13 protein-coding genes are annotated in these 13,920 nt (G+C 45.8%); 7 read left to right on the top strand and 6 right to left on the bottom strand.

Annotated features, from left to right (window positions below; genetic code table 11):
- Positions 1-158: 158 nt before the first annotated feature.
- The 3 genes from ACFS25_RS23930 to ACFS25_RS23920 form a co-directional block, all read right to left on the bottom strand.
- Positions 159-1,517, bottom strand: a complete 1,359-nt coding sequence (locus tag ACFS25_RS23930; RefSeq protein ID WP_381506043.1) for a cytochrome P450 — start codon at positions 1,515-1,517, stop codon at positions 159-161.
- 65 nt (positions 1,518-1,582) lie between these two features.
- A complete protein-coding gene (locus ACFS25_RS23925; protein ID WP_381506041.1) occupies positions 1,583-2,446 on the bottom strand; it encodes an SDR family oxidoreductase in 864 nt (287 codons plus the stop codon).
- Positions 2,447-2,552: 106 nt separating this feature from the next.
- Positions 2,553-3,407 (bottom strand): SDR family oxidoreductase, encoded by an 855-nt coding sequence (locus ACFS25_RS23920; RefSeq protein ID WP_381506039.1) that lies wholly within the window; start codon positions 3,405-3,407, stop codon positions 2,553-2,555.
- A gap of 276 nt (positions 3,408-3,683) precedes the next feature.
- Between ACFS25_RS23920 and ACFS25_RS23915 the strand changes: the two genes are divergently transcribed.
- Entirely contained in the window at positions 3,684-4,148 is a 465-nt protein-coding gene (locus ACFS25_RS23915; RefSeq protein ID WP_381506036.1) for a 3-oxoacyl-ACP synthase, read from the top strand.
- Here ACFS25_RS23915 and ACFS25_RS23910 read toward each other — a convergent pair whose 3' ends face one another.
- On the bottom strand, positions 4,149-5,780 hold the full coding sequence (locus tag ACFS25_RS23910; RefSeq protein WP_381506033.1) for an amidohydrolase: 1,632 nt from the start codon (positions 5,778-5,780) through the stop codon (positions 4,149-4,151).
- A 106-nt stretch (positions 5,781-5,886) separates the two neighbouring features.
- Between ACFS25_RS23910 and ACFS25_RS23905 the strand changes: the two genes are divergently transcribed.
- Both ACFS25_RS23905 and ACFS25_RS23900 read left to right on the top strand, forming a co-directional pair.
- Positions 5,887-7,260, top strand: a complete 1,374-nt coding sequence (locus ACFS25_RS23905; RefSeq protein WP_381506030.1) for a TolC family protein — start codon at positions 5,887-5,889, stop codon at positions 7,258-7,260.
- 80 nt (positions 7,261-7,340) lie between these two features.
- On the top strand, positions 7,341-7,565 hold the full coding sequence (locus ACFS25_RS23900) for a DUF2188 domain-containing protein (RefSeq protein ID WP_381506028.1): 225 nt from the start codon (positions 7,341-7,343) through the stop codon (positions 7,563-7,565).
- Here the strand turns inward: ACFS25_RS23900 and ACFS25_RS23895 are convergent.
- Entirely contained in the window at positions 7,554-8,633 is a 1,080-nt protein-coding gene (locus tag ACFS25_RS23895; RefSeq protein WP_381506026.1) for a DNA topoisomerase IB, read from the bottom strand. The two genes, ACFS25_RS23900 and ACFS25_RS23895, sit on opposite strands and share 12 nt — an antisense overlap.
- Before the next feature lie 122 nt (positions 8,634-8,755).
- Positions 8,756-9,346 (bottom strand): DUF6962 family protein, encoded by a 591-nt coding sequence (locus ACFS25_RS23890; RefSeq protein WP_381506023.1) that lies wholly within the window; start codon positions 9,344-9,346, stop codon positions 8,756-8,758.
- Positions 9,347-9,507: 161 nt separating this feature from the next.
- Between ACFS25_RS23890 and sucD the strand changes: the two genes are divergently transcribed.
- From sucD to ACFS25_RS23870, 4 genes are all read left to right on the top strand, one after another.
- On the top strand, positions 9,508-10,383 hold the full coding sequence (gene sucD / locus ACFS25_RS23885) for a succinate--CoA ligase subunit alpha (protein WP_381506021.1): 876 nt from the start codon (positions 9,508-9,510) through the stop codon (positions 10,381-10,383).
- Positions 10,384-10,414: 31 nt separating this feature from the next.
- Positions 10,415-11,668, top strand: a complete 1,254-nt coding sequence (locus tag ACFS25_RS23880) for a DUF4271 domain-containing protein (RefSeq protein WP_381506019.1) — start codon at positions 10,415-10,417, stop codon at positions 11,666-11,668.
- Between the two features lie 99 nt (positions 11,669-11,767).
- Complete coding sequence (locus tag ACFS25_RS23875) at positions 11,768-12,553, top strand: uroporphyrinogen-III synthase (RefSeq protein ID WP_381506016.1); 786 nt, start codon at positions 11,768-11,770, stop codon at positions 12,551-12,553.
- A gap of 182 nt (positions 12,554-12,735) precedes the next feature.
- Positions 12,736-13,713 (top strand): PorP/SprF family type IX secretion system membrane protein, encoded by a 978-nt coding sequence (locus ACFS25_RS23870; protein ID WP_381506015.1) that lies wholly within the window; start codon positions 12,736-12,738, stop codon positions 13,711-13,713.
- The last annotated feature ends 207 nt before the right edge of the window (positions 13,714-13,920 follow it).

Genomic DNA, 13,920 nt, shown 5'->3' with positions numbered 1-13,920 from the left:
GTTATATAGACCAGAAAGTCAATACCATCTACGAAAGATGCAAGCATGTTTCACGTAGACTACAACTCATAAAGGTTAACCGCCTGTATGGGGTGTACTTTACGAAAAACTGTGGAACGGACTAATGCAAAAGTTCTTCGAAAAGTATAATTACACGATCAGGATAGAATCACCCGGATAGGCTGATTGGGTCGTAATGTGATTAGTGGTTTGGGAATAATACGCTGATTAGCTAAGGCTTTAAAGTTGAAACTGCGTACGAACATTGACAATAAAATCTGCAATTCCATTAGGGCAAACTGATTGCCGATACATAAACGTGGCCCCCCGCCAAAAGGGAGGTAGGCATACGAGTGCAAATTCTCTTTTGGGCCTCCCGGAGCAAACCTGTCGGGATCGAAGCGTTCAGGATCAGGCCAGTTTAGCGGGTCACGATGAAGGAGATAGGGACAAAGTAAGGCCGTATCTCCAGTGGGAATCGTATAAGAGCCAATGTGGTCGTCGTTGTGCGCCCGTCGGCTCAGAATCCAGGCGGGCGGGTACAGCCGTAAGGATTCCTGTACAACTTGCAGCGTGTAAGTTAGAGAGCGGAACGCGTCGGGTGCTGGAATCCTGGCATCGCCTAATACAGATTGGCTTTCGGCCTGTAACCGGGCAAGTACGTCGGGGTGCTTAGTGAGCAGATGGATTGTCCAGGCCATTGAGACCGCCGTAGTTTCGTGACCTGCCGAAAAAATTGTTACACATTCATCACGTAGTTGCTGGTTCGACATCCGTTCCCCCGTTTCTTCATCTTCGGCACTCAGCAGCATTCCCAATAAGTCATCTTTAGCTTCGTGATGTTGTCGCCGTTGGTCAATAAGCCCGTAAATAAATGAATCGACCTGCATGCGGGCTCGTTTCGACCGCAAATTATTAGGCGTTGGCCACGTATAAGGAAATCGGATCGGTGACAGCATCCGCTTGTTCGCCAAATAATTAAGGCTATCCAGGGCACCTGAAAGACCATCAAGTTTTCCAATTGTGTCGGATCCGAATAAGGTTTTGCAGACGATACGCATCGTTACATCCATAAACGCCTGCGATACGTTGACTGACTTTTTTAAGTCTTGCCTATTCAGTTCGTCTAGCCAGTCGGCTGTTTCAGACACCATTGTCTGTGCCAGTGCGGCAAGTTTTTGCCGATGAAAGGCGGGTTGAGCCAGCCGCCGTTGCCGACGCCAGAAATCGCCATCGCTGGTGAGTAAGCCATTTCCCAAAAAAATCTTGAGCACGTCAAAGGCGGGTGAACGACCATAATTACGGTGGTTTTCCTGCAAAATATGCTTGGTATCTTCAGGACGAAAGACCAAATACTGATGTCGTCCGCCAATACGAAGGTGCACAATACGGTCGTGATTGCGTTGCAGCGTACATAATGTGCCCAGCGGGTCGCGAAGAAAGGCAAGCGTATTGCCAAAGAAAGGCAAGCCTGGATGAAGCGGGGCCTGGTGGATAGGTGCGTCAGTTGTTTCCATTCAAAAAGCCGCTCCGGCAATAAATCGGAGCGGCTATAAATATACTTAATGAGTAAACAAAAGCATTACGAATTCACTACCTCTCCACCGTTAACGTGAATAACCTGACCCGTGAAGTACGACGCATCTTCGGAGGCCAAAAATACGTAGGCAGGTGCTAATTCGGCGGGTTGACCGGGGCGTTCCATAGGTGTGTCTTTACCAAACTTTTCAACCTCCTCCAGTGATTTAGTCGCTACAATCAGCGGTGTCCAAATAGGACCTGGTGCAACACCGTTAACCCGAATATTGCGTTCTACCAAATTTTGCGATAGTGAACGCGTGAAGGCTGTGATAGCCCCTTTGGTTGATGCATAGTCAATCAGCGATTCGCTACCTCGGTACGACACAACCGAAGTTGTATTGATGATGCAGTCATACGCATTCATGTAGGGTAATATTTTCTTGGTCAATCGAAATATAGCCAGGATATTCAGTTCAAACGTTTCGCGCATTTGCTGATCCGAAATGTCGGTAAACTCCTTTTGCTCAACATGATTGGCCGCGTTGTTAACCAGGATATTCACCCGTTTATATGTACTGATGATTTTATCAACAGCTTCCTGAATAAAGGGAACCTGCTTTAAATCACCCGGAATAAGCAGGCACAGACGGCCTTCCGCTTCAATAAGTGATTTTGTTTTCTGCGCATCTTCTTCTTCGCGGGGGTGATACAAAATGGCCAAGTCAGCGCCTTCACGAGCGAAATGAATCGCTACTGCGCGGCCAATCCCACTGTCACCACCCGTAATGACAGCAACTTTATCTTTTAATTTATCGGCCCCCTGATAGTTGTCCCGAATATAAATCGGTTGAGGATCCATTTCATATTCCAAACCCGGCTGTGCATTTTGATGCTGGGGCTTGGTTTCAATTTCCATCTGTTCCATAACGTTTGTGGTAATGTGGTGTTGGGTGCTCAAACCCGACATTAACTAGGTTCATGTATGTCAGCATCGGGTACTCAAACCCGATACCACGCTTAGAACTAATTTTTTACGCATTTACTATTGTGCCACCGTTGGGATGTAGTACTTGTCCAGTAATGTATGACGCGTCTTCGGAGGCCAGAAACACGTAGGCGGGTGCCACTTCGCTGGGCTGACCGGGGCGTTTCATGGGTACGTCTTTGCCAAACTCTGCCACTTCTTTTGCACTAACTGAAGCAGGGTTGAGGGGTGTCCAGATGGGGCCGGGGGCTACCGCGTTTACACGAATTCCTTTGCTAATTAAATTGCTGGACAATGCCCGCGTAAAGCTCATAATCGCTCCTTTCGTGGATGAGTATTCGAGCAGGTCAGCCCGCCCCTGATACGCCGTAATCGACGTAGTATTGATAATGCAGTCGCCTTTTTGCAAATGCGGAGTTGCTGCTTTCGTTACTCGGAAAAACGAATAGATATTGGTTTCGTATGTTGCCAGCAGATCATCATCACTGGCCTCTTCAAGGGTTTTATGTTGTAATTGTAAACCCGCGTTATTGACCAGAATATTGAGTTTGCCGAGTTGCTGAACTGTGGTTTCTACAATGTACCTGCAGTACGCTTCCTGACGAAGGTCACCCGGTAAAAGTATACACAGACGGCCTTCCGCTTCAACAAGTGATTTTGTTTTCTGCGCATCGACTTCCTCGCGGGGCGTGTAGGAAATGGCGACATCGGCCCCTTCTCGTGCAAAATGAACGGCTACGGCTCGACCTATACCACTGTCTCCACCCGTAATCAGGGCGACTTTGTCTTTTAATTTATTTGCTCCTTTGTAAAGATACCGGATTACCTTCGGCTGTGGGTCCAATTCAGCCTCAATGCCCGGCTGGACATCCTGATGCTGAGGAGGGATTTTTGCTTCCATAACGTCGCTTTAGTTTGTACTTTTTGGATAAGCCAAAAGCAACGGCGGTTGTTTAGAGAAATCTATTGAAATGGTGGATTTTGTACAGACAGAGGGAATCTGTACTATAGTAGTTCGGAAAAGAATTTATGGACACTAATAATGGTTTATATAACCCTAAACAGTGTGTTCGCGGTAAGGAGTCAATGACGTTGATTGGAACAAAAAAGTCGTCTACAACCCCTGGGGTACTAAGTAAAGATTGCGGCAGGAGAGATAGGAAAAGAAATTTATAACGTGATAAATCTACACAAGGAAATTAAATCAGCGCTTTTTACCCTCTGCGAGACGTATGTCCAGCAGCGAATCACTACTGCCCGACAGGCTATGGAAGCCGCACAGGAGTCAGCTAATGAAGAGTCAAAAAGTAGCGCGGGTGATAAATACGAAACTGGTCGGGCAATGGCCCAACTTGAACGTGATCGACACGCTCAACTATTGGCAGAAGCCAAGAAACTGGAGCAGGAATTAACCCGGCTGAACATCGACAAGACGTACGAAATCATTCAGCCGGGAAGTTTAGTCACTACAAACCGAGGTTCTTTTTTTATCAGCATCAGTGCTGGTAAACTTGCACTCGATGGTAGCGATTATTTCGCAATTTCAGCTGCTTCGCCTATAGGAACGTTGTTAGGAGGCCATAGAGCAGGCAATTCTGTTACGTTTAATAAAGTAACGTATCAGGTGTTGGAAGTGGCTTAACTAGTATACACGCTCTCCACCAATCCAGGTCTGGTTCACCTTTGTCTGGCGTATTTTTGGGTTGGGTACCGTCATAATATCGCGGTCTAATATGACGAAATCGGCTTGTTTGCCAGGAGCAATACTGCCGCGAAGATGATCCTCAAAACAGGCATAGGCTGCCCAACGAGTCATAGCTAGCAGAGCTGACTTTCGATCAACGGCGTTTTCCATCTGATAACCACCCGATGGGAAATTTTTTGCGTCTTGACGGGCTACGGCTGAGTGGAAACCGAAAAGTGGATTAACCGCTTCGACCGGAAAATCGCTGCCAAACGCGATCAGTCCATTTTGCTTCATTAGATCCTTAAACGCATACGCGCCTTTAACCCGAATTGGTCCCAGTCGGTCGGTGGCCCAGTACATATCTGACGTGGCATGCGTTGGCTGAACCGACGGAATAATTGAATATTTGCCAAACTTCCAGAAATCATCTGGCGATACAACTTGCGCATGTTCGATGCGCCAGCGCCGGTCGTTGTGACCCTTCAATAATTTTCCGTAGAGGTCGAGCATGAGATGATTCGCTGAATCGCCGATGCAGTGTGTATTGGCCTGAAAGTTTGATGCATACAGCAACTTCGTTACCCGTTCCAGTTCGGCTGGACCGAGTAGCAGGAATCCACCGGTTTCGGGGCGGTCGCTGTAGGGCCGTCTTAGGCAAGCTCCGCGAGAGCCCAACGCACCATCAGCATAGAGTTTAAAGGCTTTCACCGTAAGCCGGTCGGTTTGGAAAGGGCCGCGTTTTAGGAAATAATTCAGGTTTGGCTCACCAAGACTGATCATGGCATAATCGCGAATTTTTAATTTGTTCGCCTTTTGTAGACTGTCGATCAGGTTAATCTCATCGGGGCTAATCCCCGCGTCTGATATAGTCGTTAGGCCCAGCGATAGGCAAACTTTCTGAGCGGCCAGCAACATGTTGGCTTTGTCGTTCAGGTCGGGTTGGGGCAATACTCGCTTGATTAGTTGCATGGCATTATCCACCAAGACCCCAGTCGGCTGACCATTTTTTAAGATCACTTCGCCACCCGGCAATTTTGAGCCAGCCGTAACCTGGGCCAGCCGTAGAGCCTTAGAATTAACAAACAGCGCATGGCCATCAACCCGCATTAGGGCGACAGGAATATTTGGAAAAGCCGCGTCGAGTTTCTCTTTTGTTGGAAATGTCTTTTCGTCCCAGTCGTTTTGATCCCATCCCCGGCCAGTGAGCCACAATACGTCCGGGTGTTTCTGATAAAAGGCTTTTAGGCGTTCGATAACTTCATTATACGAGGTTGCTCCCACCAGATCGGCTTGACTAAGCACTTGCCCTAAACCCAGAAAGTGGGAATGAGGATCATAAAAGCCAGGATAAACGGGTTGACCGCCTAAATCGACTGTACTATCGGCTTCGTATTCATTAGCCAGTGTTTTTGCCGACCCGACGGCCAGAAATTTTCCATCTTTAATAACAAACGCATCGGCGACAGAGAAGCTGGAATCGGCGGTATAGACATGGGCATTTTTGACAAATAAATCGGCTTTCTTTTTGGATGAACAGCCTGATAGTAGAGTCAGTAAAGCCGGAAATAGCAGTAAAAGACGTTTCATAATGGATTATTGGAAAAGCTGCAATTTAGAAGAAAGTTAATAAGCCAACCAGCTAATCGCAGATTCTCGTATTTTTGTCCTAATCGTCCTTGTTAACCTTAATTCAATGAAGCTCAGCAGTTGGATTCTCTTTATTCTTTTTCCTTTTACGGTCTTTGCCCAAGCCTATAAAAACCCATTACAACGTGCCCAACGAAATGCATATGTCGTGCAACAAGGCGAAATAGTAACCCTACCACAGGTCGTTGCCATGGCGCTAGAGAAAAACTACCAGATTCGGATTGCCCGCACTCAGGAACAGATTTCTCACTATAATGCCACCTATGGCAATGCCGGTTTCTTACCTGTAGTGACAGGCAATCTTAGTAAAAATAATAGTAGACAAAATTTACAGCAGGATTATTTTTCGACACAGGCGCCAACCAATGCATCTGGCGTACTGAACATTAATACCGTAGCTGGTGTCAATTTTAACTGGACACTCTTCAACGGGCTTGGTATGTTCATCCTGTACGACCAGCTTAACGAACAAACCCGTATTGCCGAGGTTACTACCCGTGCCAATGTCGAGCAGACATTAGCTAACGTAGCCACCGCTTATTATAATGTAGTTCGGCAGGTACAGCATTTGCTAACGTTACGCCAGGCATTAGATATTTCGCGCGACAGACTAGAACTGGCCCGGGATTCTTATGAAGTAGGCACACGCTCGAAAGTCGATTTCTTAAGTGCCCAAGTAGACTATAACACGGACAGTTCGGCTTTGCTGAGCCAGACCCAAAGTTTACAAGCTGCTAAAATTGGCCTGAATCAATTACTGGTACGGGACTCAAATACCGAATTCGCGGTGCGTGATACGATGGTTGCCCGTACTGATCTAGTCCTTGATCAACTCAGGCAATCATTATCTAGTAACAACCCCTTGCTAATATCGGCTGTTCTGAACCGGCATATAGCTGATTTGAATATTAAACTAGCCAAATCGCAGCAGTTGCCAACCGTAAGTTTTCAGAGTGGTTACAACTATACATCCATTGATAATCAGAATGGGTTTGGTGTTAGATCGGCTAAGAATACAACCCTTTTATATAACCTTCAGGCTGCGGTTCCAATCTTTAATGGGTTTAATCAAAGACGTCTTAACCAAGTCGCTCGAGCCAACTCCGTGATTGCCGAATATCAGGAAGCTAATCAACGTATTGTGTTACAGACCGCTTTGGAACAAACGTATTCGCAGTACCTGAACAATCTTAATTTGCTAAATCTCGAAGTTCTGAATAATCAGCTAGCTAATCAGAACGTCGATATTGCCTATGACCGCTACCGGATTGGGAACTCTACCTTCGTTGAGTTTCGGGATGTGCAGAGTAATGCTATCGATGCGCAAAATCGCCTGATTGAAGCTGAATACAATGCTAAGGCTGCCGAAATTGAACTGTTACGGTTAAGTAGTACAATTACCCGTGAACTTGGCCCGTAAGTAATTGGTAATAAACAGTTATCAACAAACAAGGTTATTTAGCTGATAATTTGTTGATAACTGTTTACTGCTCAACTCATATGCCTTGGAATAAGAAGGATTACCCAGCCTCGTTGAAGAATTTCATGGCTCCGGTTCGGAATAAAGCTATCGATATTGCCAACGCCCTACTCGCCGACGGAACAGAGGAGCAACGAGCCATTGCTATTGCAACGGCCAAAGCCGAAGAATGGGCCTCAAAGCGAGGTATTAAAATTCGTAAGGATAATTCACAGGAGACCAAGAAAAGCAACTCACTTCGCTGACTTAACCGTCTTCTTCACCTGATCTTTCAGAAATTTCAGCAATAGTTTCTCGATACCATCGAGTCCATGCGGACTTGTTTGCTGAAAGCGGACTTTTTGCTTAATGTATGGGTTCAAGTCCTGACACTCGTAGGCTTCCAGAATCTGCGGATGCACGTAGTGCTTTCGGCAAACTGTCCGGGTATTACCTAACTGATGAGATACCTCGTCTAAAACTGTATTCACATTCTTTTTCAACTCCTTTTCAGCATCACAGGGGGCTAGTTCGGCCAGAAGTCTAAGGGCGTTTACGGTCCCGGCCCACGTGCGAAAGTCCTTCGCTGAGAAATCCTCACCCATTGTTTCGCGCAAATAGGTATTAACCATGCCGGAATCTATAGGGTGTCGGTCGTCGTTTGCGTTAATATACTGGAATAATTCTTTACCGGGAATATCGCGACAGGCCTTCACCAAGCGGGATAACCGACGATCGTGAAGGGTAATATCGTGATAAATACCCTTTTTACCTTTAAAGCTGAATCGAACCTCGGGGCCTTCCAGTTTTACGTGTCGGTCTTTTAAGGTCGTCAGGCCGTAGGAACCATATTCTTTCTCATAAGCCGCATTACCAACCCGAATCAGCGTTTGTTCCATCACACTCAGCGCAATGGCTATCACTTTTTCACGGGATAGTTCACGGGCTTTAAGATCTTTGTCCAACCGCGTCCGAAGCAGAGGTAAGGCTTCCCCGAAAGCAACCATCCGAAAGAATTTCGTCTGGCTCCGAATTGCATTCCACTTAGGATGATAGCGATATTGTTTCCTGTTTTTTGTGTCGATGCCCGTTGCCTGCAAGTGGCTGTTCATTTTGGGGCTGATCCAGACGTTCTCCCAAGCGGGCGGCAGAATCATACTGCGAATGCGAGTTAGCGTTTGGGGGTCGTCTACTTCATTGCCTTGCTGATCGAAGTATTTAAATTGACTATGGGTACGATGACGGCTAATGCCCGGCATGGTATCGCTCACGTAGACTAGGCGGGCTGCCCGGGCCGCTTCGACTGGATCATGGGTTAATTCCAGTAAATTCACGTTTGTTGACTGTTGGTAAGTAAAAAAATAAGTGACAGAGTAACTGGTTGATTAAGGCATTGGTTAAGAAGCGTACCAATTTTCTTTTTTATACTTACTCAGACAGTTTACTTATTTTCAATTTACCGAACCCCGACGCGCCAATCTGAGGCTTTACCAAAAAACCACAAGGACAGTGTGGTGGCGTAATGATAGAAATCAGTAGGGTGAATTAGGCTGTTAAACGCTTCGGCTTTAGTAGCCAGCCCCATCATCATAGCTGCCATTACTACCCACAGGCCTCGTTTATTGCGCTGAAGAAGCGAAAAAACGGCCAGCAACATCAGAACCAAAATACCCAAAGATGGGACTACAGGCGTAAAAACGCGCACAGTAGGCAGTAACAGGGCAATAAACAGAAAAAGACCAAAAAGTATTGTTGAGATAAAGGAAATTAGCGAGAGTGTTTTCTGATTCAGAAGCGCATAGACCGCCGTAACAACACACACAACACCCAGAGTATCAGCCAGCACAATCATGGAGCGGTGCAACGGTTCGAGCGATTCATTTCCTGCAAAATGAATAACGCCAATGAGAGCGGCCACCGAGGTGGTTAGAAGAAAGAACCCCCACAAAAGCCGGTTGAAGACGGAAATGCGCCCAAAAAAGTGCCAGAACACTCCGACGCCCGCCCCGGCCAGAATAGAGCCGGAAAGGATGTGCGAAAAAATCATCACGTAATTTACGAAGTTTCGGCTACTTTTGCCCAACTTTTTAAAAGATGCAAGACTAATAAGGAAACAGAAAAAGAAGGTGACTGTTTAGAGAAACTTTCTTCTGTTGTCAGGTAGTTTTGTCTATTACTAACCGTATCGCCAACGATTTACAAACCGTCATGAGTGTTTTAGTTAACAAAGACTCCAAAGTTATCGTCCAGGGCTTTACTGGCACGGAAGGCAGTTTTCATGCCCAACAGATGATCGAGTACGGCACCAACGTCGTTGGGGGCGTAACGCCAGGAAAAGGTGGTCAGAGTCACCTCGACCGGCCCGTATTCAACACCGTACAGCAGGCTGTTGACCAGGCCGGGGCCAATGTTTCCATTATTTTTGTGCCACCGGCGTTTGCCGCTGATGCTATTATGGAAGCGGCTGAAGCTGGAATTAAGGTTATCATTTGTATCACCGAAGGTATTCCGACGGAAGACATGGTAGCTGTAAAAAACTACATTTCTGATAAAGATGTACGACTGATCGGTCCTAACTGTCCCGGCGTTATGACTGCCGAGGTGTGTAAAGTAGGTATCATGCCTGGGTTTATTTTCAAAAAAGGAACCGTTGGTATCGTGTCCAAATCAGGAACGCTGACCTACGAAGCCGTTGACCAATTGACCAAAGCAGGTTTGGGCCAATCAACTGCTATAGGCATCGGGGGCGACCCCATTATTGGCACGACAACCAAGGAAGCCGTTGAGTTGCTGATGAATGACCCCGAGACAGAAGCAATTGTTATGATTGGCGAAATTGGCGGTGGTATGGAAGCCGAAGCTGCCTATTGGATTAAAGCCGACGGTAATCGTAAGCCTGTTGTGGGCTTCATTGCGGGTCAGACTGCCCCAAAAGGACGTCGAATGGGTCATGCTGGCGCTATTGTTGGTGGAGCTGACGACACGGCTGCTGCTAAAATGGCAATTATGCGTGAATGTGGTATCTACGTAGTTGAATCCCCTGCGCTAATTGGCGACACCATGCTTAAAGCGCTGGGTAAATAAATTTACCGAAAAAGTAAATTTCGATGAGTGAATGAGCGATTTAGTGAATGAACGAATGAATATTGGTAGTCGCATGAAACTGTATTGTGTGCTTTACCAGTCACTTATTCGCTCATTCACTTATTCAGCATTCAGTGCATCGCTTTTTTTGTTTCTTGGTACAGGTATCTCTACTGCTCAGTCACGTACCACCGGCATCGGCCCCGAAGGCCGCTACTATGCCATTCACGATTTTCGTGATGATTTTCAGGTGTACGACGAAGGTGCCAAAGCCTACATTCCGTACATTATTGAACAGCACGGCAACCAAACAGCTCTAAGTGCCTACATTGACCTTGAGAGTAATCGGCATTATAGTTTATTGGTTTCGACCCGGCGGGATGGTTACTTGTTTATCAATGCTGCCCTCAAACGAAAACTACGCGCCGATCACTGGCAGGTATTGAGCATTGATAGTTTGTTTCGCGTTTATCGCCAGCCAGAAATCTTTCTTACCATTTATGGTGCGCCTGGCCTCGACGATAAACGACTATTCATTGGTTATCCTAAGTCAGCAACTCAGAAGCAAGTTATTTTGGGTGACGATAATCTGAGCGTGCGGCCCCGCCCGCGAACGATCTATGATAACTTCCTAAGCTTGGGTCTTTTGTTTCTGCTGGCAACTCATGCTTACCTGTTTACTTTCTATCACCGGGCTTTTCAGCGATTCTATAACCTGCGCGATTTAGTGTCATTGCGGGCCCAGGAAGAGTCATTTCTTATAAATAGACCGTTGAGTAGTACCAATAATCTATTTGTGCTGAATCTAAGCTTTGTCATTGCCTACCTGATCATATTCGTACAAAGCCGTAACCTCGACGTATTTGCTTCGCGGACACTACTACTTGGTGAACAGCACTTTGGCTGGTTAATAGGGGAGTTCTTCCTGGTAAGTGGTGTTGCCTTCCTGAGTCTGATAGGTAAGTATGCTCTACTGGAAGTTATGGGAGGACTTTACAAATTACAGGATATTATTCATGTTCACTATTTCAAAATAGTACAGTCTTCATTGCTGTTTTTTACTGTTTTGGCTCTCTTTCTGGCTATTATCGCTTACAATGCGCCTACAATAACGTGGGCGCCAAATTTACTTTTGTTACCGTTAATTGGTTTTTATATAGCACGATTAATGCTGTTGTATCTTGTCATACGTAGTTTGGAGCCTATCAAGAATCTTTATTTATTTTCGTACCTTTGCATCGTTGAATTGATTCCACTCATCATTGGATTGCGTTTTGCACTGTAGATGATGAATGGGCAATAATAAGTTGGCCCTTCTCAATCGACAGGTCTCGGTATGGGCACCAAAAATTGAACATTAGCTGTTGAACCGAGTAGAGATTCAATGAACGAGACTAGCATGCAATCCACGGAAAACCGGCTTACGAAAGTAAACCGGCTGTTAGTGACCCAATCCCGACCCGTTGACGAAAAATCTCCCTATTTTGATTTAGGTAGCAAGTACAATCTTCAAGTCGACTTCCGCCCCTTCATTCAGATTCAGGGTGAGTCATTTAAGGACTTTCGGCGTCAGAAAATCAATATCTTGGCACATACGGCTATTATTTTCACCAGCCGGAATGCCATAGATCATTTTTTTCGGATTTGCCAGGAAGGCCGTCTTGAGGTACCTGCCGATATGAAATACTTCTGTATTTCAGAGCAGACCGCTAATTACTTACAGAAATACATCGTCATCAGAAAGCGTAAAATCTTTAACGGGACCAAAACCGCTACCGAACTGTTTGATCTGATTAAGAAGCATAAAAACGAGAAGTTCTTGTTTCCATGCTCGAATATCCGGCGCAATGATATTCCTGAATTTATGGATACGAGCAGTCTTCACTTTACGGAAGCTGTCATGTATGACACTGTTCCTACCGACTTGTCGGACCTGGATATTCAAAGTTATGATATCATCGCTTTTTTTAGTCCATCGGGGGTAGGTTCGCTGATGAGCAACTTTCCGGAGTTTAATCAAAACGGCACCCGTATGGCCGCCTTTGGCCCTACGACAGCCAAAGCCATCATTGAAGCTGGCTTGACGCTCGATATTGAAGCTCCATTACCGAATGCACCATCAATGACGGGAGCCTTGGATTTATACCTAAAAAAGGCTAACAGTTTATAAACGAGCGCTGTTAGACAAAAACTAAATGCCGGAACCGAGTTTATACCCTCACTTCCGGCATTTAGCCTTTCTTTTCGGGCCAATAATTTGACTCTATAGGCGTTTAGTTGTAAACTGTGATATTGTTTACAGGAACGTTGTTTTAATTCGTCAACAGCTGTTTTGAATTTCGGTTAAGTCGTATGATTCGCACACTCTACGTTTTTGCTTTACTACTGCTGCTGACGATTGTTGCTCCAACCGCTTTTGCTCAGCAGGATCCGCAATTGAGCTTGTATATGTATAATCCACTCTACTACAATCCGGCAGCCGCTGGGTCGGAGGGAGTAACGCGTCTGCAAATCACGCAGAGGACGCAGTATGTGGGTTATCAGACCAGCGGTACCGGCGACGAAAGTGCAGCGCAGAGTACCCAGATTGTGTCATTTAATATGCCGTTGGCTAAAATCAAAAGTGGCATTGGTGTTTATGCGCTTAATGACAAATATGGACCGTCAATCAATCAGGCAGTGCAGATATCGTACGCCTATCGATTGGCGTTGAAGAATGGCACACTGGCTTTAGGCGTACAGGGAGGTATGTTTAACCGAGGGTTCGATTTTGGCCAGTTTCGTCCGAGTGACCCCGGTGACCCTTTACTTCCAAGTGGGCGTATCAACCAGTTTAAACCTGATGTTGGTGTTGGGGTATACTATAATACAACCGATTACTGGCTGGGTGTGAGTATGACACACCTGAACCGGGCTACATACAGTTATATCACTGATCGTTCAACAGATCCGGCTAATAGTAAAGCTTATTTAACTGCTGGTTATCGGCTTGGCATTGGTTATAATATTGATATACAGCCGTCGCTGCTCGTACAGTATAGTACAGCAGAGGGTATTCGCGGTTCAGTAGCCACGTTAAATCTGGTGGCTACCTATGATAACCGTATATGGGGCGGGGTTGGATATCGACTTAAAGATGCCATTATGGCAACGGCTGGTATTAATTTGATGCGAAACAATGCGTTGAGACTTGGCGGTGCAGTGGATATTACTGTGGGAGGTACACAAATAAAAAGCCCGGCATCGTACGAGATTATACTTGGCTATGCTTTGCCTACACCCGATGTGCGCAAAAAACCAATTGTCAGAACTCCACGATTTAGGTATTGACAGGTTCAGAGGGTATTTGTATTCTTGATCTTATCTAGATGAAAATATTTTTTGGCAATATTTTTGTTAGGCAGTTTGCAAAGGGTGTCTTATTTTTGAGAGGATAGGCTTAGTTTGAAGCAGTTGCATTGACGTAAATTGAGTAATTCTGTAAATGAGTCGCAGAGAAAATACGTTGGTGCCGAATTTAACATACAATAACCAAAC

The sequence above is a fragment of the Spirosoma flavum genome (assembly GCF_042686045.1).
GTDB classification, from domain to species: Bacteria; Bacteroidota; Bacteroidia; order Cytophagales; family Spirosomataceae; genus Spirosoma; species Spirosoma flavum.
This window is presented reverse-complemented; position numbering and strand designations above follow the sequence as displayed.